This window comes from Actinopolymorpha sp. B9G3 (genome assembly GCF_040120725.1).
In the GTDB taxonomy this organism is placed as follows: Bacteria; Actinomycetota; Actinomycetes; order Propionibacteriales; family Actinopolymorphaceae; genus Thermasporomyces.
This window is the reverse complement of the sequence record NZ_JBEEAB010000010.1, coordinates 146,650-167,092: the sequence shown is the minus strand read 5'-3', so window position 1 is coordinate 167,092 and position 20,443 is coordinate 146,650. Positions and strand designations below refer to the sequence as shown.

General features: G+C 68.0%; 20 protein-coding genes. 9 read left to right on the top strand and 11 right to left on the bottom strand.

What is annotated here, in order from left to right; all coding sequences use genetic code 11:
• Positions 1 to 3: 3 nt before the first annotated feature.
• The 7 genes from ABNF93_RS19010 to ABNF93_RS18980 all read right to left on the bottom strand — a co-directional run bounded on the left by ABNF93_RS19010 (position 4) and on the right by ABNF93_RS18980 (position 6,963).
• A complete protein-coding gene (locus ABNF93_RS19010; RefSeq protein WP_349329416.1) occupies positions 4 to 993 on the bottom strand; it encodes a dihydrodipicolinate synthase family protein in 990 nt (329 codons plus the stop codon).
• 107 nt (positions 994 to 1,100) lie between these two features.
• Positions 1,101 to 1,859 (bottom strand): amidohydrolase family protein, encoded by a 759-nt coding sequence (locus ABNF93_RS19005; protein WP_349329415.1) that lies wholly within the window; start codon positions 1,857 to 1,859, stop codon positions 1,101 to 1,103.
• The gene (locus ABNF93_RS19000; RefSeq protein WP_349329414.1) at positions 1,856 to 2,746 is read right to left on the bottom strand and encodes an amidohydrolase family protein; all 891 of its coding nucleotides are present in this window, start codon (positions 2,744 to 2,746) and stop codon (positions 1,856 to 1,858) included. Before ABNF93_RS19000 ends, ABNF93_RS19005 begins: the two co-directional genes overlap by 4 nt.
• 105 nt (positions 2,747 to 2,851) lie before the next feature.
• Positions 2,852 to 4,018, bottom strand: a complete 1,167-nt coding sequence (locus tag ABNF93_RS18995; RefSeq protein WP_349329413.1) for a mandelate racemase/muconate lactonizing enzyme family protein — start codon at positions 4,016 to 4,018, stop codon at positions 2,852 to 2,854.
• Positions 4,015 to 4,797: an amidohydrolase family protein gene (locus ABNF93_RS18990; RefSeq protein WP_349329412.1), complete on the bottom strand. Its 783-nt coding sequence runs from the start codon at positions 4,795 to 4,797 to the stop codon at positions 4,015 to 4,017. The genes ABNF93_RS18995 and ABNF93_RS18990 overlap by 4 nt, the downstream gene beginning before the upstream one ends.
• 2 nt (positions 4,798 to 4,799) lie before the next feature.
• The gene (locus ABNF93_RS18985; RefSeq protein WP_349329411.1) at positions 4,800 to 5,828 is read right to left on the bottom strand and encodes a Gfo/Idh/MocA family protein; all 1,029 of its coding nucleotides are present in this window, start codon (positions 5,826 to 5,828) and stop codon (positions 4,800 to 4,802) included.
• Between the two features lie 94 nt (positions 5,829 to 5,922).
• The gene (locus ABNF93_RS18980; RefSeq protein WP_349329410.1) at positions 5,923 to 6,963 is read right to left on the bottom strand and encodes an acyltransferase domain-containing protein; all 1,041 of its coding nucleotides are present in this window, start codon (positions 6,961 to 6,963) and stop codon (positions 5,923 to 5,925) included.
• A gap of 137 nt (positions 6,964 to 7,100) precedes the next feature.
• Between ABNF93_RS18980 and ABNF93_RS18975 the strand changes: the two genes are divergently transcribed.
• Both ABNF93_RS18975 and ABNF93_RS18970 read left to right on the top strand, forming a co-directional pair.
• Entirely contained in the window at positions 7,101 to 8,222 is a 1,122-nt protein-coding gene (locus ABNF93_RS18975) for a glycoside hydrolase family 172 protein (RefSeq protein WP_349329409.1), read from the top strand.
• Positions 8,215 to 9,129 (top strand): serine hydrolase, encoded by a 915-nt coding sequence (locus tag ABNF93_RS18970; RefSeq protein ID WP_349329408.1) that lies wholly within the window; start codon positions 8,215 to 8,217, stop codon positions 9,127 to 9,129. The genes ABNF93_RS18975 and ABNF93_RS18970 overlap by 8 nt, the downstream gene beginning before the upstream one ends.
• Before the next feature lie 16 nt (positions 9,130 to 9,145).
• On the opposite strand, the gene ABNF93_RS18965 is transcribed toward ABNF93_RS18970, so the two are convergent.
• Both ABNF93_RS18965 and ABNF93_RS18960 read right to left on the bottom strand, forming a co-directional pair.
• Positions 9,146 to 10,144 (bottom strand): aldo/keto reductase, encoded by a 999-nt coding sequence (locus ABNF93_RS18965; RefSeq protein ID WP_349329407.1) that lies wholly within the window; start codon positions 10,142 to 10,144, stop codon positions 9,146 to 9,148.
• A gap of 75 nt (positions 10,145 to 10,219) precedes the next feature.
• Positions 10,220 to 10,894: a polysaccharide deacetylase family protein gene (locus ABNF93_RS18960; RefSeq protein ID WP_349329501.1), complete on the bottom strand. Its 675-nt coding sequence runs from the start codon at positions 10,892 to 10,894 to the stop codon at positions 10,220 to 10,222.
• Between the two features lie 171 nt (positions 10,895 to 11,065).
• Here ABNF93_RS18960 and ABNF93_RS18955 point away from each other — a divergent pair, with 171 nt between their 5' ends.
• Complete coding sequence (locus ABNF93_RS18955) at positions 11,066 to 11,866, top strand: sugar phosphate isomerase/epimerase family protein (RefSeq protein ID WP_349329406.1); 801 nt, start codon at positions 11,066 to 11,068, stop codon at positions 11,864 to 11,866.
• Between the two features lie 113 nt (positions 11,867 to 11,979).
• On the opposite strand, the gene ABNF93_RS18950 is transcribed toward ABNF93_RS18955, so the two are convergent.
• Positions 11,980 to 12,570, bottom strand: a complete 591-nt coding sequence (locus ABNF93_RS18950) for a TetR/AcrR family transcriptional regulator (RefSeq protein ID WP_349329405.1) — start codon at positions 12,568 to 12,570, stop codon at positions 11,980 to 11,982.
• Between the two features lie 94 nt (positions 12,571 to 12,664).
• On the opposite strand from ABNF93_RS18950, the gene ABNF93_RS18945 reads away from it, so the two are divergent.
• The gene (locus ABNF93_RS18945) at positions 12,665 to 14,455 is read left to right on the top strand and encodes a DJ-1/PfpI family protein (RefSeq protein ID WP_349329404.1); all 1,791 of its coding nucleotides are present in this window, start codon (positions 12,665 to 12,667) and stop codon (positions 14,453 to 14,455) included.
• A 70-nt stretch (positions 14,456 to 14,525) separates the two neighbouring features.
• On the opposite strand, the gene ABNF93_RS18940 is transcribed toward ABNF93_RS18945, so the two are convergent.
• Positions 14,526 to 15,449, bottom strand: a complete 924-nt coding sequence (locus tag ABNF93_RS18940) for an NmrA family NAD(P)-binding protein (protein WP_349329403.1) — start codon at positions 15,447 to 15,449, stop codon at positions 14,526 to 14,528.
• A 97-nt stretch (positions 15,450 to 15,546) separates the two neighbouring features.
• Between ABNF93_RS18940 and ABNF93_RS18935 the strand changes: the two genes are divergently transcribed.
• The 5 genes from ABNF93_RS18935 (at position 15,547) to ABNF93_RS18915 (ending at position 20,443) form a co-directional block, all read left to right on the top strand.
• Entirely contained in the window at positions 15,547 to 16,002 is a 456-nt protein-coding gene (locus ABNF93_RS18935) for a winged helix-turn-helix transcriptional regulator (RefSeq protein ID WP_349329402.1), read from the top strand.
• A gap of 215 nt (positions 16,003 to 16,217) precedes the next feature.
• Entirely contained in the window at positions 16,218 to 17,015 is a 798-nt protein-coding gene (locus ABNF93_RS18930; RefSeq protein WP_349329401.1) for a GntR family transcriptional regulator, read from the top strand.
• Between the two features lie 134 nt (positions 17,016 to 17,149).
• Positions 17,150 to 18,538, top strand: a complete 1,389-nt coding sequence (locus ABNF93_RS18925; protein WP_349329400.1) for an ABC transporter substrate-binding protein — start codon at positions 17,150 to 17,152, stop codon at positions 18,536 to 18,538.
• Positions 18,535 to 19,674 (top strand): Gfo/Idh/MocA family protein, encoded by a 1,140-nt coding sequence (locus ABNF93_RS18920; protein WP_349329399.1) that lies wholly within the window; start codon positions 18,535 to 18,537, stop codon positions 19,672 to 19,674. The genes ABNF93_RS18925 and ABNF93_RS18920 overlap by 4 nt, the downstream gene beginning before the upstream one ends.
• The gene (locus tag ABNF93_RS18915; protein WP_349329398.1) at positions 19,667 to 20,443 is read left to right on the top strand and encodes an SDR family NAD(P)-dependent oxidoreductase; all 777 of its coding nucleotides are present in this window, start codon (positions 19,667 to 19,669) and stop codon (positions 20,441 to 20,443) included. Before ABNF93_RS18920 ends, ABNF93_RS18915 begins: the two co-directional genes overlap by 8 nt.

Here is a 20,443-nt window from a genome sequence, read left to right as displayed (position 1 = left end):
ACGTCAGGACAGCGCAGCCGAGCTGAGGTCAGGAAGCAGGTCGGCGAACTCGCCGAGCATCCGGTCGATCATCGCGACTTCCTCGGCGTCGAGAAGGTGCGCCGGCGCCCGGCAGTGCGCGCTCTCGAACAGGCCACGGCGTACCGAGATCAGCTTCTCCGCGGCGATGATCAGCTCGGTGTCCAGCATCCAGTAGGAGATGTACGGAAGCAGCCGCCGATGCAGCTCGGTCGCACCCTTGGTGTCGTCCCGCTCGAACCGGCGCCAGATCTCCACGTAGACCTCGGTGAGCGAGCAACCCGGCTGGACTCCGATCGCACCACGGCGTACGGCGTCGGGAAGCTGCACACCGGCGTACCCCACCAACGCCGGTAGTGCAGGGTCCTGAGTGCCGAGTGCGGCGATGAACGCGCCGGGCGGCGTCGACTCGACCTTCACCAACGCAAGGTTGGGGAGGTCACGGGCGACGGTCGCGATCGTCGCCGCGTCGAGGCTGGTGCCGGTCTGGTGCGGTGCATACTGCAGGACGACCGGTGTCGGCGCCACCGCCTCCAGGACGTCGCGGACGTGCCGGCGCACGGCGGCGGGCGAAGGGCCGAGGAAGTATGGCGGCAGCAGATTGATCAGGTCGGCGCCTGCGTCGACGAGCCGGCGCGCATGAGCGACCGCCAGCCTGGTGGCATGGTCCTGGACGGCGATGACCGCCGCGACGTCTGACCGGTCCCGCGTCTGCGCGAGCACGATCTCCGCGAGTCGCCAGCGCTCGTCGTCGGTGAGCTTGTGGAACTCCGAGGCGAACCCAGGAAACATCACGCTGGTGACTCCGGTGCGCAGGACGTAGGTGACCACTCGCGCGAAGCCTGCATAGTCCACGTTGCCCTGCTCGTCGAACGGGACCTCCAGGACGGGCGAGACCCCACGCACCAGGAACCTCGAAGCGGGCACCTGCCCCGGTGCTGTCGCTGCCTGCCGCGGGTCGTCAGTCGCGGTCATCCGCACCCCCGCTCCCAGCCGGACTCTCGAGGACTTTCAGTATCTCAGTCATATTTCTCGTATTCCGAACGATGCTATTCAACCACAGCGGAACGGCCGGGGAAAGGTCATGACCAGCGTGGCGGCAGGTGGCGGCCCAGGAGGCGTGCGACCACCCCGCCGAGGACGCCGGCACGTTGCTGCTCGGTGATGCCTTTCCAGTCCTGGACGCGGGCGAGTTCCGCGCGCGGCACGGTGTAGGGGGCATCGGTCGAGAACACGCACCTGTCCGTCCCGATCTCCTCGTCGCGGGCGAACTCGCTGAGCACGGTGTCCCATGGCGCGTACGACGTGTCGGCGTACAGGTTCGGGGCATACCGCAACGCCGGCGCGGCATCGATCCAGAAGTCGGTCGCCCCGCTTCTCCCCATGAGGAACGACAACTCCGGATGGCGGCGGGCAAGGGTCGCGACCGGGAGCGGCAGGGCGGACGGCGGGGTGCCGGTCCGGAGGTAGACGAACCAGTCCTGCTCCGACGCGAACGCAAGCAGGGGGTCGAGCAGCCCGTCGAGGACGTCGAACCCCTGCAGGACCGGGTCGACGGCCAAGGCGACAGCGCCCGCGTCCCGCGCCCGGGCGAGGTCGTCGACCGCTCGCGGGCCCGCCCACGGGTTGGCGACCGCGTACGCCGCAAGGCGTCCGCCCGAGGCGAGCGCGGCGCGACAAACCGTCTCGTTGCCTTCCCGGTTCGCAAAGGCGGTGCAGCGCTCGTCAGGAGCGACGAGCGCCCGGTCGATACCGAGCTCGGTCATGGTGGCGAGAAGGTCGTCGACGCTGAGTGCAACCTCGCGTCCCACGCCGAGCCGGACATGCGCGTCGATGATCATGGCGTTGCCGCCTGTCCCGGTTTCCCCAGTCCGAGTGCGGACAGGGCGTCGGCGTGGATGATCTGCTCGATCGCCTCCGCCGGCACGCGCGGGAGTTTCGTACCCTCCACGATGTCGTTGACGCTGCGGAGTCCCGCCATCGCCTCGCCCGAGGTGGAGATCGGATAGTCCGAGCCGAACAACAGCTTGTGCGGCACACCCCATTCGGTCGCGAAGGTCAGCGCCTCCCACAACAGCCACGGCCGCAGGTAGACCGACGACACGTCGGCATAGGCGTGCGGGTGCTTGCGGATCACCGCCACCGTCTCCCGCACGAACGGATGCCCCATGTGCGCCATCACCACCCGCAGCTCCGGAAAGCGCAGTGCGATGTCGTCCATCACCAGCGGATGCGTGTACCGCAACGGAGCTTCACGAATCGGCGACGTGCCCTGATGGAACAGGATCGGCAGCCCGGCACGCTCACAGTAGCCGTAGAAGCGTTGCGCCTCGTCGCACAGCGGGTCGAAGTTCTGGTAGTTGGGACCGAGCTTGACACCCACCAGGTTGAGCGCACGACAGCGTTCGACCTCCTCGAACACCTCCGGCGTGCGGGGATCGACCGACATGAAGCCGATCCGCTTGTGCGGGGCGGCGGCGACGAACTCGGCCGTGGCGTCGTTCGTACGTTCCGGTGGATACGGCAGGCCCGTGGCGCGCAAGGGATCATCGACCGCGATGTTGAACACGATGGAGATGTCGGCCGCCGCCTGCTGCCGGTCGAAGTCGGCCCAGGAGTTCGTCGTCACCACCGGCCGGTCCGAGCGCCATCCTTCGAAGACGAGCCGCTCGTCCTCCGGCACCTCGCCAGGGTGGGTCGGCGTGTGGTTGTGGACGTCGACGATCACCGGGCCACCACATCCCTTCTGCTGTTGGCTCTGTCGGGTTCCGTTGGCTCTGTCGGGTTCCGTTGGCTCTGTCGGGTTCCGTTGGCTCTGTCGGGTTCTGGCCGCTCAGTGCAGCCGCGCCAGGACGTCGTCGCGCAGCCGTACGCCGAGACCGGGTCCGGGCGGAAGCCGCACGGTCCGGCCGTCGCTCGGCAGCGGTTCGGCCAGGATGTCCTCGGCGTAGTAGTGCGCGCCGATGATGTCGGACGGGAGATCCGTGGTGAGGCCAGGCATCGCGGCGGCGGCATGAGCCTGCGCGGCAGCGCCGAGACCGAGTTCGCCGTTGGACCCGAGCAGGCTCTGGAGCCCGAACGCATGGGCGACCCTGGCGAGCTCAACCGCGCGACCCGGCCCACCCGCCTTGCCCACATAGACACTCACCACATCGGCGGCATCGGCACCGATCAGCAGGCGGAGATCTGGCAGGTCGAAGACCGACTCGTCGGCGACAATCGGGAAACCGAGGTCGCGAAGTGCCGCCATTCCCTCGAGGTCGGATCTCTCGACCGGCTGCTCGACGAAGGCGATGTCGTAGGGTCGAAGCGCCTCAAGGGCGCCCCGCGCCTCACCGCGACGCCAACCTCCGTTGGCATCCACACCCAGGAATCCCTGCTCACCCACCAGCCTCCGAGCGAGCGCCACCCGCGCGAGATCACCGGCAACCCCCAGACCCACCTTGACCTTGAACGCCGCAAAGCCCGCCTTGACGGCCGCGGCATGCACCTGTTCCAGCCGTTCGCCGTCGCCGGAGAGCGAGAGCTTGATCGGAACCTCCGTCCGCAGTGGCCCGCCGAGCGCGACCGCGAGCGGTACGTCGAGGCTTCTGGCGTACGCATCCCAGAGTGCGGTAGCGACGCCCGCCTTCGTGAACGGGTTGGCCGCCAGCCGGTCGTCCATCAGGTCCTCCAGCGCCGCGACCGGCGCCAAGGGACGGTTGACAAGGGCCGGAGCGAGCACGGTCTCGATGAAGTGGCGGGCGGAGACCCCGTCCTCACCGCTCCACAGCGGCGTGGCACTCACCTCGCCGAACCCCTCGACGCCCTCACTCGTCACCACGCGGACGACACAGAAGTCGGAGTGGTCGTGGCTTCCCCTGGCTCCGTGGACGATGAGGTCCGGGTGCGCCGGAAGGCTCACCAGGGCGGTGTGGACCGCGGCGACCGTGGCAGCGATCGGTTTCGGGCTCGCCTTGCCGGCCAGGACCTCTGCCGCGGTCGCCGTCGTATCGCTCATGTCGCCACCTTCCGCGGGCCGATCCACTTCTCCAGCAGTGCATGTGGTGCATCGACGAGCATCGCCCGCCGCTGGTCCGGCGTCGCTCCCCAGCCGTCGATCTCCCGGACCCGCGCGACCGCGTAGTCCTGGCTGGGCTTGTCGGACAGTCCCGCGTCCGTACCGAACAAGACCTTTCCCGGCGGCGCCTGCGCGAGAATCGTGCGGGCGGCGTACGGCGGGGTTCCGCACACACACAGGTAGAGGTTCGGCGTCTCCACCGTCGCGGCGAGCGCCTCCCGCCAGCAGTCGTGCAAGCCGCCGTGGCCGAGGACCACCGGAAGTCGCGGATGCCGCCGCGCCAGCGCGGCGATCTGCAGCGGCGTGGAGTACGGCGGCGTGCCGTCGTGGCAGAGCAGCACGCCGCCGGCCGCAGTGACGACCTCGCAGATCGGATCAAGGCTGCGCTCGTGCATCGAGAACCCCTGCAGCCACGGATGGAGCTTCAGGCCGGCCATGCCTAGCGTCGTGAAGCAGCGTTCGACCTCGGCGGCCGCCGTGCGCTGGCGAGGACTGGCCGTCCCGAAGGCAAGCATGCGGTCGGGATACTCGGCGACGAATCCCGCCACGTCGTCGTTCGCCTCGGGTGTGGGGTCGAAGAGGCCGTCATGACTCAGCACCACGGCGGCATCGATCCCGGCGGAGTCCATGAACTGCACGAACTCACCGGCACCGAACGCCGCACCGGCAAGCCAGGTCGCGCTCTTCCACGCCGGTGTGTGCGTATGAAAGTCGATCACGGCTACTCCCTCCGCCTGGATGGACGTGTAGTCGCCCGCCGGGCGACCTCCTCTGCCAGGCTGAGACTGGCAAACCCCTCCGCGAAGCCTGGCACGGCCTTGTCCACGCGTCCCCTCACCAGGTCGACGAATGCCTCCACCTGCCGGTCGAAACACCGGGTGGTCCGATCGACGGGATCGTCGACGACCTCGACACCGGTTGCCATCGTCAGCCGCAGCCGGAAGGTGAACCCGTCGAGCACGGCGTAGGCACGCTGGCCCAACAGGCTCAGCTCACAGCGCGGCAGCCCGTCGGTCAGCCAGCCGAACTCCACCAGGGCGGTCGTCCCTCTGGGGTACGCGAGCCGGGCGCCGGTCAGGTTGGGCGCGGCGAACGTTGCGTCCGTGCGTACGGCCCAGGCATCGGCCACCCGCTCCGGCGGTCCGCCCAGCACGTACGCCAGCCAGTCGAACACGTGCGCACCCTCGTGGACGACCGGCGAGCCATGGGCGAGCGCCTCACGGATCCGGTGACTGTGGGCGGGGTCGGTCGGGTCCAGGCGTTCGTCGTAGATGTGTGCGCGGATCAGCAGTGGACCATCGAGCGGGCCATGGCGAATCCAGGTCCGCAGCCTGGCAAGAGCCGGATCATGTCGATAGGTGAGGCCCACCTGGAGCCGCGCGAGGTCCGCAGGCGGAAGCTCGACGAGAGCGTGGGTCGCCGCGACGGAGGTGGCCAGGGGTTTCTCCGCCAGCACGTACTGCCCGGTCCGGAGGATCGTGACGGCGAGTCCGGTGGTGACCCAGGGTGGCGTGGCGAGTACCACGGCGTCGGCGGCGGTAGCGCTGCCGAGGTCGTCGATGTCCGCGTATGCCGGAACGTCGCTGCCGGCCGCCTCGACGGCAAGCGCTCGACGCTCGGGACGCGGATCGACGACACCGACCAGGGCGACCCTCTCCGAGCGCAACAGAGCTGGAAGATGCGCGCCGAGTCCGATGTCACCGAGCCCGACGAGCGCAACGCGGACCGGGGTGGTCGAGCCGTCGTCCATGCGTCCACCGACTCTCCCCAACGATCTGAGATATCGGAAATGACTCCGAGATACAGTGAAAGGCTAACAGGTCGTTCCCGGCCAGAGCCACGTTTCACAGCTCGAACCAACCAGTGCGGAACTTCCAGTGGCGGCCCGCGCGGATGTGGTCGACGATGGCCCGCTGCAGGGTGGTCCCTCGGGGAAGGTCGTCGAGTTCGGCCAATGGGCGCCGGAACACGAACTCGACCACTGTCGCGTTGTCGCTCGCCTCCCCCGCCGGCAGCAGCGTGAACCGCCGCTGGAACTGCACGATGTTGGTCGCGGGCGACAGGTACTCCTCGAGTTGGGGGTCGAGGATCCACGAAACACAGGTGGCGTACCGGTAGTCCTCGCCCGGGAAGTGCCTCGGGAAGAACGCTCGCGCCCTCGCGAAGGAGGCCTCACAGGCCTCCGGCGTCAGTCGACCCTGCGGAATGTGCACGCCGAGGGACCAGTCGCCGCGTTGTGGCAGGAGGCGCCCGCCGGCCGAACCCGCGGCGTCGAACCAGATCGGGAGCCGCTCGAAATAGAGCCGTCCCAGTGCGTACAGCAGGCCGCGGAAGTGCACCGTCATCCACTCCTGCGTGTGCAGCCCTCCCGTGCCGAACAGCGCCCGGTGGTTGGCAACCTGGGCCCCCAGTGCCGACATGGTCTCCCACGAGGTCTCCTCGGAGATGCCGCGCTCGCGGTGGTAGCGACCGACGGCCGGCACGGTGGCGAGGAGGACCCAGATGTAGAGGTAGCGCCCAGCCGGCCCGACCTCCTCGGGTAGCGATGGCCAAGGCCCCAGGTCGCCTGTGCGACCCATGCGCTGGAGCAGCCGATGGTGGCAGCGTTCGAGCAGCCACCACAGCGCCGGCTGCCTCCGCCTGTCGGGTCGGGCGGCGACCGCTTCTTCGATGTCCCGCGAAGCCAGCCCCAGCCGGTCGAACAGCGCGGCGGCCGCAGCCGGCGGGGGCAGCTGCACCGGATCGGCCGGCGCCCCGACCTCGGCAAGCGTCGTCAAGGCGTTCCGGTGGAAGTCCTCGAGACCCAGCTTCGAGAGAGCCCACTCGACCTCGCCCGCCAGGTCCCGCTGGCTTGCCAGCTCCCGCCCCTCCTGCGACGTGCCCATGGCGTTCAGCCTCCCTCTTGTTGTCGCCGTCGGCCCATGGTGAGATCGGGGCGGCGGCTCGGGCGCGCTTTCGGAGCGCGGCCACGCGGGAGCCGTGGAAGCGACCCCTTCGGCAAAGGTAGACCGAGGAGTTGGCAGTGGAGGACTTCAACTGGTTCAGCTTTGTCCGCGTCGACAACTCCCGCCGATCCCGGCGGGCATCGAGTTGGGACTGCACCGGCGGGAATCTCGACCGGATCAGCCTGGCCCGCGGGCAGACGGCCACCCTGCTGGAGACCGAGGGTGCCGGCTGTGTGACGCACATCTGGATCACCAGTGAGAGCCTCGAGCCACTGTGGCTGCGCAAGCTCGTCCTGAAGATGTACTGGGACGGCGCGAGCACGCCGTGCGTCGTGACACCGCTGGGCGACTTCTTCGGCGTGGGCCACGCCACGTCGACGACCTACGCGTCCCTTCCGATGGTCATGGCGCCGCGCGATGGCAGCGGTCTGAACTGCTACCTTCCGATGCCCTTCTCCACCGGCGCGCGGATCGAGGTGACCAGTGAGAACGACGTCACCGAGACGCGGCTCTACTACAACATCGACTACGAGGAATGGGACTCTCCCCGCGAGGATCTGGGTCGCCTGCATGCGTGGTGGAATCGCCAGAACCCCACCGACGGCATCGTCGAGCCGCCGGAGATGCCCGACCACACGTTCCAGCACGCTGACACCAATCTCAGCGACGAAGGGAACTACCTGATCCTCGACGCGGAGGGATCGGGGCAGTACGTCGGATGCAACCTGAACATCCATCCCCTGCGCAACAGCAAGATCGACGGCTGGAACTGGTACGGCGAAGGTGACGAGATGATCTTCGTCGACGACGATGCCGAAGGAACCCGCTGGCCACCCACTCTGCACGGCACCGGGACCGAAGACTATTTCAACACCGCCTGGGGACCGGACGAGAAGTTCGACTCGCCGTTCTTCGGGTTGACCCTCTCACAGGGTCACAACTTCACCGGATACATCTCGTGGTACCGATGGCATCTGCTGGATCCCGTACGGTTCAGCCGGAGGATTCGCGTCTCGATCGAACACGGGCATGCCAATCGGCGCAGCGACGACTTCTCCAGCACCGCCTACTGGTATCAGCTCGAACCGCACACTCCGCGGTCGATCCTGCCGGTCCATGAGCGCCTGCCACGCGCGGACTTTCCGCCGCTCCCGCCACCGTCGCCGGGCCGGCCGGACTCGGAGGCCGGAGATGCGTGAGCTCTCCCAGCGGGTCACCGTTGCGATCGAGGCGTCGAAGGCGGATGTCGGCGTGGTGATCCGGCACGTCGAGTCGGCGCAGGAGGTCGCGCACCGCGCAGACGTTCCCGTACCCCTGGCCAGCGTGGTCAAGGTGCCCGTACTCGTGGAAGCGTTCCATCAGATCCGCACCGGAACGCTCGCCCTGGATGAGCAGCTGGAGCTGGACGCTGACGTCAAAGCGCTCGGCAGCGGAGTGCTGACTCTGCTCGACGATGGCCTGTCGCTGACCGTACGCGACCTGCTCACGCTCATGACGGTGATCAGTGACAACACGGCGACCGACCTGCTGATGCGAAGGCTCGGCATCGACGCCATCGCCGGGCGGATGCGGCGTCTCGGGTTGGCTGGCATTCATGTGGTGCACACGATCGGCGAGATCTTCGCCGACATGCTGCCCAGCGCTGATCCTGATCAGGACCGCGCCGCGCTGGCGGCGTGGGAGGCCGCCAACGGAGTACGCAGGGACGGGTTCGCCTACAGCCTCGGGCCCGACAACAACGTCGGCACCCCGCGCGACATGGCCCGCCTCCTGGAGATGATCGTGACGGGAGTTGCTCTGGACCGCCAGGGCTGCGACGCGATGCTCGACATCCTCCATGCCCAGCAACTACGCGACCGGCTGCCACGGTTCCTGCCACCAGGCGTACGCATGGCACACAAGACAGGCACGTTCAGCGGCATCCGCAACGACTGTGGGGTGATCTCCGGAGAAGAAGGCCGTGGGCATGTCGTGATCGCGATGCTCACCAGCTGGGACCACTCCGCGGTCCGCAACGATCCCAGGGCCGATCGCCGCCGAGCCCAGCAGATCGACGACTGCTTCGGTGAGATCGGACTGGCCGCTTACGAGACCTTCTTCGCCTGAAGACGTACGGGCTCCGTCACCTCGCCGACTCGCCTTGCGGAACAGGCACATCCGCCCGGATCAGGCCCGCGGCACGCAGGTCGCTCCACAGCACCTCAGGGATCGCCGCACTCGCCCTGGCCACGTTCGTCTGGACCTGTTCCGGGCTCAACGCGCCAGCCAGCACGGCCGCCACGCACGGGTGCGCGGCCGGGAACTGAAGTGCGCCGGCCGCCAGCTCGACACGGTGCCGGCTGAACAGGTCCGCGATCCGTCCCACCCGCTCGAGCTGGTCGGGGCTCGCCTCGGCGTAGTCGTACTGTGCACCACGGATCGGTCCGGTGACGAGGATCCCGGACTGGAAGGGAGCACCGACAACGATGTCGATCCCGCGCTCCTCGCACAACACCAGTTCTTCGGCGGCGGCGCTCTGGTCGGCGAGGGTGTATCGCATCGCGACCAGGAAGAAGTCGACGTCGAACAGCGCGGCAAAGCGCGGGATCATCCCGATCTCGTTGATGCCGACGCCCACGGCGCCGACACCGCTGCTGCGAAGTTCCTCGAGAGCGCGCCACCCGCTGGTCACGAGCTGATCCAGGTACGCCTGCACACGGGGCTCGGGCGCGTGGAACCAGTGATCGAGATCGTGCACGACGAGGGCATCGACCCGGGCCAGGCCCAGCCGCTGCAGGCTGTCCTCATAGGACCGCATGACGCCGTCGTAGGTGTAGTCGAACACGACCTCGAAGGGAAGCCCGCCGACCCACGGTGCCGTATCAAACCGTTGCGGGTCACGAGCTGGCCGCAGCACGCGCCCGACCTTGGTGGAAACGGAGAACTCGTCACGGGGACAACGCGAGAGGAAACGGCCGAACCGGTGCTCGCTCAACCCGCGTCCGTACCACGCTGCCGTGTCGAAGTACCGCACACCGGCGTCCCACGCCGCCTGCAAGGTCGCCCATGCCTGCGCCTCATCGACCCGCTCCCGCATGTCGCCCAAGGGGGCGCCACCCAGTCCGAGGCGGGTGACCGTCACCCCATGACAACCCAGAGGACGCACACTCGCGGGTTCCATGGCGACAGATGCTATGCCATCTGCGGCACACGGCCCTCAAGGATTGCTTGCGGTCTGGGCCGCCCGGTGGAGTTCCGGTTGCGGACCCTCCGGACTCCACGGCACCGGATCAACGAGCTCCAGCTGGTCGAGCCCGACGAGCTCGTAGCCCCGCTGGCGTAGCGTTCGCAGGACGGTGGGGAGAGCTTCGATCATCGGCACCGGTCGGCCGAGGCGATGCGCGGCGTCATCCTGCTCCGAGCTGTCATGCAGGACGATGATCGAACCGCCCTGGAGATCCGGATCGGACAGGATCGCCTCGGCGATGGCGTCCGCGTCCGTCTTGGCCCAGTCCGACGGCTTGACGTCCGCGTCGATCAGGACGAGCTCACCCGAGATGACGAGCGGCGACTGCGCGCACGAGGCGTAGTCGAACGCCGGGGCTCGGGCGAACCTGCTGACGCCTCCGGTGACATGAGAGATCGCCGCCTCGGCGTCGTCGTAGTCGCCGACACCCACCACGTGGGTGTGACTGTGGTTGCCGATCACGTGACCGCGGTCCATGATCCGGCGCACGGTGTCGGGCCATCGTTCGACCCACTTCCCGATGAGGAAGAACGTCGCCTGGCATCCTTCCGCAGCGAGGATGTCGAGGACCTGCTCGGTCCGCGGTGGATTCGGTCCGTCGTCGAAGGTCACGGCGACACGAGACGAATCACGCGACCCGTGCATGAAGTAGTGCAGCGTCATCCCCTTCGGCCCGCCTTCCCGCCTCTGCCGTGCTCCACGAGGTCTGGACTCAAGGTTGTCCCTCGGCACGCATCTCGGCAAGGATCGCAGGCAAGGACTACGACGCGTCGACCTCGCATCCGCGCCCCCGCCCCGGAGGAGCACGCATTTCTCATGAGTGCCGTCTCGAGTTGGTCACTTCACCGCACCCTCGGTTCGTACGTCTCCGGCGACGCAGCCGGCCGCCCGCCAGGCAGCCTGGCCGAGCCCGGCGCCGGGTTGGCGCTGTTGGACCTGCCCGCCGAACTTCGGCGCCGCGGCTACGACACCCTCCAGATCTGCCACTTCCACCTCCCCAGCCGCGAGCAGGGCTACCTGACTGACCTGCGCGCAGCCCTCGACGCCGACGAGATCACCCTCGACGCCGTACTCATCGACGACGGCGATCTCACCCACCCCACGGACGCCGACGCCCACCAGGCCTGGATCGACGGCTGGCTCGACGTCGCCACCGCCCTGGGTGCCCACCGGGCCCGCGTGATCGCCGGCAAGCAGCAGCCGAGCCCGGAGCGACTGCACACCAGTGGTCGCCGGCTCGCCGCACTGGCGGCCGATCACCCCGAAATTCGCGTCGTCACCGAGAACTGGTTCGACCTGACTGCCGGGCCCACCGAAGTGCACACCATCCTCGATGCCGCCGACGGACGGGTCGGCCTGCTCATCGACCTCGGCAACTGGACCGGGCCCGACAAGTACGACAACCTCGCCGCCGTGGCCCGCCGCGCCGAGACCTGCCACGCCAAATGCCACTTCACCGCCAACGGCCCCCGCCAGGACGACTTCAGCAGCTCGCTCCGAGTCCTCCGGCAGGCCGGCTACACAGGGCCTCTCGCACTCGTCTACGACGGCGACGACCCCGACGAGTGGGCGTGCCTCGAACAGGAACATGCGATCGCCGCACGCATCTTCGCCTGACCCAGGAGTGTCCTGACGTCGCCGACTCATCCGCGGTCGGATCCCCGCCCTCGACAGACTCCGCTCCCGGATAGACGGGTTGGCCGGCCCGATGGCCCAACTCGGCCAAGCCCTTAGTCGGGACCGGGCACGCGGTGTGCGAGGACGTCGAGGAGTCGGTCGACCAGGCGCTCCACGTGCTTGGCCGGCACGGGTTGGGTGAAGAGGGCCCGGAAGTACAACGGTGCCACCAGGAGTTCGAGCAGCTCCTCGACTGTCGGCACCTGCTCGCCACGGTCGGCGGCACGGTCCAGCATGACCTGGAGCTGGTGCTCGCGCGCCTGAAACGCCGGCGACGTCTGGCGTACCTCCCCGGGGCGGATCTCCATCACCGTCGCGCGCAGGATCAGCGGGACCGCCCCGTCTTCCAGACTCTCGGCCACCTGTGCGGTGTAGCGCAGGAGATCCTCGCGCAGCGATCCGGTGTCGGGGACCCCCCCGGCAGTGGTGAACCGCTCGATCATCACATCGTTCAGGAGGGCCGACATGGTCCCCCACCTGCGATAGATGGTCGCCTGGTGGACGCCGGATCGCTCCGCGACGAGGGGAACGCTCATCTCCTCCCACGGGTGCTCTTCCATCAGGTCGATGACCGCCTCGTGCACGGCGGACCGCACCCGGGCGGACCGCCCTCCGGGCCGTTGCATGGCTCGTCCGTTACGCACACGAGAAGCATAACGCGAAACATCTTGCGTTAGGAAGCCGAGCGGCGTACTGTCACTGACGCGAGAATCCTCGCGTTTGCGGCTGGAGGGAATCATGAAGCGTTGGACGTCCCGGATTCTGACCGGGCTGTGGATCGTGCTCGCGGCGCTGGCGGTGATGGTGCTGGTGGGGGTGATGCCGGCGCGGGACGCGATCGCGGTCGCCTACCCGGACCCGATCGTCATGACCGAGGATGTCCGGGCATCCGTCGCCGCGGCAGGGCGTCCCGACCATGATCCGAAGCTGCCGACGGCCGTGATCGTGGCCAGCTCGAGGGGCGCGAACGCGGCCGACGCCCTTGCACCGTACGAAGTCCTCTCGGTGTCCGGCGAGTTCAACGTCTACACTGCGGCCCCCGTGCGTCGACCGGTGCCGCTCTCCGGCGGGCTGGACCTCGTCCCCGACTTCAGCTTCACCGAGCTGGAACGCCAGTTCCCCGAAGGCGTCGATGTCGTGATCGCACCCGAGGTGCCGGACGGGAGAGAAGTGACCTCGGATCCGGTGCGCGACTGGCTGTCCGCGCAGGCATCCGCCGGCGCCACGGTGATGGGTGTGTGCGTCGGCGCCGAGTTGCTCGCACGCGCCGGTCTCCTGGACGGCCAGGAGGCCACGTCGAACTGGCTCGCCCTGAGCATGGGCGGCATGGAGAAGCGCTATCCGCAGGTGCGGTGGGCCAAGGACGTCCGGTACGTCGACAACGGCCGAGTCATCACGACCGCGGCGGTCCTGTCCGGAGTGGACGGCGCCCTGCGCATCCTCGAGCGCCAGGCCGGGCAAGCCGTCGCCCGCAGGGCCGCGGCCGCGGTGGGATGGTCGCATTACCAGCCGGGTCGGCCGGCGCCGGTGCCCGGGTCGCGGGTCGAGCTCCCCGACGCGGTGGCGCTGTTCAATCTCGGCTACCGCGAGCCCGCCCGGATGGGTGTCATGCTGACCGACGGGGTCGGCGAGATCGAACTCGCCTCGGCCCTGCGTCCCTACACCACGCTCGCCTTCGTCGCCGAGCCGCGGACCGTCACGATGGACGGTACGCCGATCCGGTCGCGGCACGGGCTCACCTTCGTCCCGAGAGCCACTCTTGCCGACGTCGGTGAGGATCTTGATCGCCTCGTCGTGCCGGGTCTCGCGGCTTCGCAGGTGGCCGACCCCGCCCTCGCGAAGGCGGCCGCCGCCGTCGGGCTCGAGGCGGAGTACCTCCACGCGGAACGGGAGTTCCCGTTCGACGCCGCTCTGCATGACGTGGCCGCGACGACGGACGTGGCCACCGCCACCTGGGTGGCCAAGACACTCGAGTACCCGGTACGCACGGAGCTCAACGGTGCGGCCTGGCCATGGTTACTCACCGGCCAGGCACTGGCCGCAGCGCTCGTCGGAGCCGCGGTCGCCGCCGGCATCGGCTGGCTCCTCCACCGTCGACCGCCGGTGCGGCACTTCGTCCGGCACGCGATCGAGATGTTCCTGGCAATGGCTGCCGGGATGATGCTTCTCGACCCGGTGTGGAGCATGTTCTGGCCCAGCCTGAGCGACCGCCCCGACGCGCACGTCCTTGTCATGGCCCTCGACATGACCATCGGGATGGGACTGTGGATGTGGATCCGTGCGCACCACTGGCGGATGATCGCCGAGATGGGCGTGGCCATGGTCGCGCCGTTCGTCGTACTCCTTGTTCCGTACTACCTGGGACTGCTGTCGGGCAAGGGACTCATGGACATCGGCCACGCGGCGATGATGCTGGCGATGGTCGCCGTGATGCTGCTTCGGGTCCACCACTACGCGCAGCCGCAGGGGTGGAGGTGGCGTCAGCGTCAGGCTGAGAGCACCGAGACCGAGCCGATATCAGTCGCATAGTCCGGCCGTACGTACGGACGGACGAACGCCACTGTATGGGTGCGGCACGATCCTCGGTCGGCACACAGGGTCAAGGTGTGCCGACCGAGGCGAAGTGGCTCGCGTTGCTGCGCAGGAACTCCTCGAGCGTCTGTGCGCGCTGCCCACCGATGCGCGCGATCGCGTCGTTGCGCTCATACGCTGGGTCGGCCCAGTTCGCTGCCCCCGCAGCCCGGAACACCTCCCACAGGCTCGTCAGGTGCGCGGCTGCGTGCGCGTTCAGGCCGTTGTCGAGCATCGACTGCTTCCATGCCTGGCTCGGCACGTCGACATAGTGCAGTGGCCGACCCGTGGCGACCTCGAACGCCGCCATGACGTCGGAGACGCTGGCGAATCCGGCGACGAGCCGATGAAAGCCCGCCGGCCGGACTTCCGGCGCGGCCAGGATCCCGACTGCGACACTGGCCACGTCGCGCCCACCGACCAACGGAAGCACGGCGTCCTGTCCACCCAGAGGCATGACCAACTGGTGGCCGTTCGGCCCGGTCGTGATGAGTGCGCGGATGTTCTCGTAGAACACAGTGGCGCGCAGATGGACGGCGCCGACACCAGCATGGTCGAAGACCTGCTCGGACACCCAGTGCTGGCGAAGCCGAGGCGTACCGGCGTGCGGTTCCGGGGCGAGCTGGGAAACCTCGACGACCTGCCGGACACCCTCGCGGGCCGCCGCGCTTGCGAACACGGCGCTCGCTTCGAGCAGCCCGTCGCGTACCGGGTAGGTGAAGAACGCCCGCTCGACACCGCGCAGAGCAGGGCCGACGTCGGCGATCTCGCGCAGGTCGCCGACGTACACCTCCGCACCCTGCGTCCGCAGCGCTGCCGCGCGGTCGTCGTCGGTACGAACGAATGCGCGCACCGGAATTCCCTTCTCCAGCAGGCCTCGCGCCACGAGATTGCCCGTCGATCCCTGAACTCCGCCGGCCGCGCCGGCGACAAGGACTGGTGCATTCGCCATGATCGTGCTCCGCTCATCTCGCTAGTTTCATCATGAAACTCACACATTAGACCCCGTGGGTTGTTTCACGCAACCATCAAGTGGTACGGTCGTTCTCGTGCTTGGACGTACCTACGAGGACCAGATCTGCTCGATCTCCCGGAGCCTCGAGGTCGTCGGCGAGCGCTGGACCCTGCTGATCCTGCGTGACCTGTTCTTCGGACTGCGGCGCTTCGGCGACCTGCAGGACAGCCTGGGCATCGCACGGAACGTCCTGACCGAACGGCTCAACCGGCTCGTCGAGGACGGGCTCGTCGAGCGGGTTCCCTACCAGGAGCGCCCGGTACGCAACGAGTACCACCTCACCGCGAAGGGGCTCGACCTGCTGCCGGTCCTTCTCGCGCTCATGCGATGGGGCGACCGGCACCGTGCCGGGACCGCCGGTCCCCCGCGCCTGGTCCACCACGCCGGCTGCGGAGGCGAGGTCGAGATGCCGCTCGCCTGCTCGCGCTGCGGGCAGACCTTGCAAGGACCCGACGAGGTCGAGATCCTCCCCGGCCCTGCCGCGCGCTGACCGCCCGACGGCGACTCGACCGCCCGACGGCGACTCGACCGCCCGACGGCGACTCGACCGCCCGACGATAGACGCGGCGACGAGAACCCGCGGCCGAGCTCACTGGCGAGGATTGGCCAACCCTCCGCGGACCTCCGTGGCGAACCACCATTGTCAACTGGACTGGAGTGGTCTACCTTGCCAGACAACTCACTCGATCCCAGGCGAGGTGAGCGATGGTCGGAAGCGTCCGCACGGGGAACGATGAGCCGCCGGCGCTGCAGGTGTACCGGATTGTCGCGGGGGCGATCGCTCGTGGGGCGTTCGGTGCTGGCAGCCGACTGCCACCGGAGCGTGAGCTGAGCTCGCGCGTCGGGGTCAGCCGGGCCACGCTGCGAGTCGCGCTTCGCGCCCTGGCCGACGACGGCCTCGTCGAAGCCAGACAAGGCCGTGGGTGGCACGTCACGGCCATGGTGGAGGAGGGCGAGGAGATGCCCTTGAGTTTCACCGAGATGGCCGCCGCCCGCGACCTGCGTGCCTCAGCAGAGGTCCTCGAGCAGGACACCCGGACGGCGACGATCGACGAGGCCGAGCAACTCGGGGTCGCACCCGGTTCCGAGGTCTTCTGCCTTGACCGGTTGCGAAAGCTCGACGACGTACCCATCGCTCTCGCGAGCGCCCGGCTACCGGTCAACCTGGCGGCCGCGGTCACCTCGCTCGACTACACGAATGCATCGCTCTACGCCGCACTTCGCCAGCGGTGCGATGTCCACCCGGTTCGTGCTTCGTACGTACTCCAGGCGAAGGGTGTCACGGGGCGAGAAGCCGAACTGCTCGGCCTGGACGAAGGCGAATCCGTCCTGGTGGGCGACTACCGGTGTTTCGACCAACTCGACCGAACATTCGAGATCGGCCGGATCACCTACCGAGGCGACCGGTATCGATTCCGGGCGAACCTACGAGATCGCCGGGCTTCACTTCCGCGCGCCGTTCGTACGCGCGAAACGCTTTCCGGAACGAAACGTGTGGGGTGATGACACGGCCGTCTCGTCGACGTGTGTTCTCTCGAGATGGCGCCTTCTTATCTGCCGGTTCACCGCCGAAGCTTCGGCGTGAATGCTGGAGCGCCGAGTGACCGGCACTGATCATTGACGTAGAGGAGCGACAGATGGCTACCATCGGTAGACCCACACACGGGGTTCGGAGGCGCGACTTCCTCCGCGCGGTCGGTGTCGGAGGGGGTGCGCTCGCCCTGTTCGGCTGCGACGACGACTCGGGACCGCGGGCTGACGGCGACGCCGAGGTGTTGTTCTGGCTCCCAGGCGGAAGTGACATCTTCTTCACGACACACAAGGAAATTGCCAGCGCGTTTTCGAAGAGCAACCAAGGTGTCAAGGTGCGGATTCACCGGCACACCGGGCAGCAGGCTTTCATGGAGGTCCTGCTCGCCCGTATCGCTGCGGGTAACCCGCCTCAGGCCATGGTCCTGTGGGAAACGCCGATGTCGCTGGCGGTCCGCGGCTCTCTCACTGGCCTGGACGAGTTCATGGCAGCGTCTGAGAACTCTCAGGAGAACAACTGGCCCGAGGCGCTCCTGGCGAGCTGCCAGTTCGAGGGCCAGACGTACGGACTTCCCTTCCAAGCCGACTCCTACGCCCTGTGGTACAACCAGGACTGGTTCGAGGAGAAAGGAATTCCTGCCGACCGCGACAGTTTCCCGAAGACGTGGGATGAGCTGCGCAGCCTGTCCAAGGAGTTCACCCGCTGGAAAGGGGACAAACTCGAGGCAGCGGGATTCATCCCGGGCTTCCTGGTCGGCGACCCCGCCGAAGAGCTTCCGATGTGGGCGGCATCGAACGGCGGCCAGATCTTCGACGCCGAGAACCAACGGTACGTGATCGACTCCGAGTCGAACGTCGAGATGCTGGAGTTCTTCTTGTCCTGGCTGGACGAGGAGTACCAGGGGAACATCCGGAAGGTCGCGGAGTCCGGTGCGTGGGGTGCGTATCCAGGAGAGCAGGGGCAGCCGCCGGCCTTCCAGAACCAGCGACTGGCGATGATGCTGACCGGCGCATGGGTGATGGGCGACCTCTACGAGGTCGAGCCGAAGTTCGAACACTGGAACATCGCCTCCATCCCCGTCGGACCCAGCGGGAGCGAGCCAACCTCGGGATACTGGCCGAACTGGCTCGCCATCCCCGCCGGCGTCGACAACGCCGAGGGGGCCTTCGCCTACCTGGATCACCTGAGTGTGGACGGTGCGCTGGCTCTGTACGCGACCGCGACCGGGGTGCCGACCAACGCCAACGTCGCCGGCGGCATCGCCCCATCGCGGGTGGTGGAGAAGCGCGGCGAGGACTTCGCGAAGGAGGCGACCGACTTCTTCCGTCGACAGCTGGACATCGCGACCCCCATGTGGAACTCCCCCGTGCAGAGCTTTGCCACAGATCAGCTGCGGCGCGCCTTGGAGCAGGTCGCCAACAAGGCCGCTCGCCCTCGGGCGGCACTGGCTGAGGCACAACGCGTCTGCCAGGCGGAGCTGGAGAGCGTGCTGTGACCGACCACCCGGGCCGGTTGAGGATGGCGCTGCTGGGGTGCGGCGACGTCGCCCAGCGCGACTACCTCCCCGAGCTCACCCGGCTGCGGGACCGGGTGAACCTCGTCGCCGTGTGTGGGCGAACCGAGGAGCGCACGCGTTCGGTGGCGGCGCAGTACGACGTTCCTTCGTGGTACACCGACTACGAGCGGATGCTTGCAGAGATCGACTGCGACGTTGTCGTCAATCTGACGCCGATACAGCTGCACTACCGGACGACAATGGCCGCGCTGAAGCACGGCATGCACGTCTATACCGAGAAGCCCATCGCGACGTCGTCGGCCGAGGCGCTGACTCTCCTCAATCACGCGCAGCAAGCCGGTCTGGTCCTCGTCTCCGCACCTTCGGTCCTGCTGTTTCCGCAGGTACGCATCGCCCACCAACTGCTGGCAGAGGGCGCCATCGGCCCGGTCTACTCCGTTCGCGGATCCGGGTTCGGCGGCGTACCGCCTTGGCACGGGTTTCCTTCCGATCCGAGTCAGTACTTCATCCGCGGGGGCGGCCCGGCCATGGACATGGGCGTCTACCCGCTGCACGCCATCACCGGACTGCTGGGTCCGGTACGGCGGGTTGTCGCGATGACCGCCCGAGCACAAGACAGGTTCGTCGTTCCGGACGGACCCGCGCGAGGCACGGAGGTGCCGATCGAGGTTGACGACAACTGGCACCTTCTCCTCGACCTCGGCACGTCACGGCTCGCCTCGGTGTCCACGAATAACGTCGTGCAGGGGAGCCACGCGCCCCAACTGGAACTGTGCGGCCTGCAGGGAACCATCGAGCTGAACCTGCTCGATGTGGCCGCACCGGTCGAGGTCCTGAGGCCGCATGGTGAATGGGAAACGATCAGGCCGCCCGGGACAGGTCGGGCGGCGGGCCCTGACCACCTCCTCGGTGTCGAGCACCTGATCGACTGCATCACCACCGGCCGGGAACCACTGCCCAGCGCGGAGCACGCCCTGCACGTGGTAGAGGTCATCGAGGCCGCCGCCCGGTCGTCGACGACCGGGCACGCGGTGGATGTCAGGAGCAGCTTTGTCGCCCGATGGGACGGCGAAAAGTCAACGGACGCGTCGATGTGGAGTGACGATCGTGGATGACCACAGCAAACGACTCGCCGGCAGGACCGTTCTGGTCACCGGTGGTGCCCAGGGAAACGGTCTGGGCATAGCCCTCGCGATGGCCCGGGAGGGAGCCCACCTCGTACTCGTGGATCTCTCGGTCGAGCGGATGGAGCGCGCGCGAGGCGAGATCGAGGCCCTCGGCAACCCGTGCCACCTCATCGAGGCCGATGTGTCCGATGAGGTAGCGGTGCAGAACATGATCGCGACGGCGGTGGAGCAGTCCGGAGGGCTGGACGTGCTGGTCAACAACGCCGGCGTCTTTCCGTTCAAGTCCGTGGCCGACTTCACCCGCGCGGAGTTCGAGCACGTGCTCGCCGTCAACCTCGTCGGACCCTGGCTCTGCGCCAAGTACGCCTTTCCAGAGCTGAAGAAACGAGGCGGTGCCGCTATCGTCAACATCACCTCCTGCTCCGGGCACTACGGTGGCGCTTCGGTGGGCGGGAGCGCCTATGACGCCAGCAAGGGCGGCCTGCAGCAACTGACGTACTCGCTCGCCTCGGAGTTCGGACCACACAGCATCCGCGTCAACGCGATCGCCCCGGGGGTGATCGTGACCGAAGGTACCGGCGGGCAGCAGGCGTTCGAGCAGGGCAACTTCGACCAGGAGGCGGCGCAGACGCCGCTAGGACGAGTCGGCTTTCCCGACGACATCGGGCGCGTCGCCGTGTTCCTGGCATCTGAGGACTCGGCGTTCGTCAACGGCACGACCGTCATCGTGGACGGCGGCGCGATGGCCGTCTGGTGA

What these genes read in the sequence shown, in the direction of transcription:
- ABNF93_RS19010 (WP_349329416.1), bottom strand. Translation starts at nt 993, where the DNA reads ATGACCGCGACTGACGACCCGCGGCAGGCAGCGACAGCACCGGGGCAG.
- ABNF93_RS18980 (WP_349329410.1), bottom strand. Translation starts at nt 6,963, where the DNA reads ATGGGCACGTCGCAGGAGGGGCGGGAGCTGGCAAGCCAGCGGGACCTG.
- ABNF93_RS18995 (WP_349329413.1), bottom strand. Translation starts at nt 4,018, where the DNA reads ATGAGCGATACGACGGCGACCGCGGCAGAGGTCCTGGCCGGCAAGGCG.
- ABNF93_RS19005 (WP_349329415.1), bottom strand. Translation starts at nt 1,859, where the DNA reads ATGATCATCGACGCGCATGTCCGGCTCGGCGTGGGACGCGAGGTTGCA.
- ABNF93_RS18960 (WP_349329501.1), bottom strand. Translation starts at nt 10,894, where the DNA reads ATGCACGGGTCGCGTGATTCGTCTCGTGTCGCCGTGACCTTCGACGAC.
- ABNF93_RS18940 (WP_349329403.1), bottom strand. Translation starts at nt 15,449, where the DNA reads ATGGCGAATGCACCAGTCCTTGTCGCCGGCGCGGCCGGCGGAGTTCAG.
- ABNF93_RS18930 (WP_349329401.1), top strand. Translation starts at nt 16,218, where the DNA reads ATGGTCGGAAGCGTCCGCACGGGGAACGATGAGCCGCCGGCGCTGCAG.
- ABNF93_RS18925 (WP_349329400.1), top strand. Translation starts at nt 17,150, where the DNA reads ATGGCTACCATCGGTAGACCCACACACGGGGTTCGGAGGCGCGACTTC.
- ABNF93_RS18970 (WP_349329408.1), top strand. Translation starts at nt 8,215, where the DNA reads ATGCGTGAGCTCTCCCAGCGGGTCACCGTTGCGATCGAGGCGTCGAAG.
- ABNF93_RS18945 (WP_349329404.1), top strand. Translation starts at nt 12,665, where the DNA reads ATGAAGCGTTGGACGTCCCGGATTCTGACCGGGCTGTGGATCGTGCTC.
- ABNF93_RS18985 (WP_349329411.1), bottom strand. Translation starts at nt 5,828, where the DNA reads ATGGACGACGGCTCGACCACCCCGGTCCGCGTTGCGCTCGTCGGGCTC.
- ABNF93_RS18955 (WP_349329406.1), top strand. Translation starts at nt 11,066, where the DNA reads ATGAGTGCCGTCTCGAGTTGGTCACTTCACCGCACCCTCGGTTCGTAC.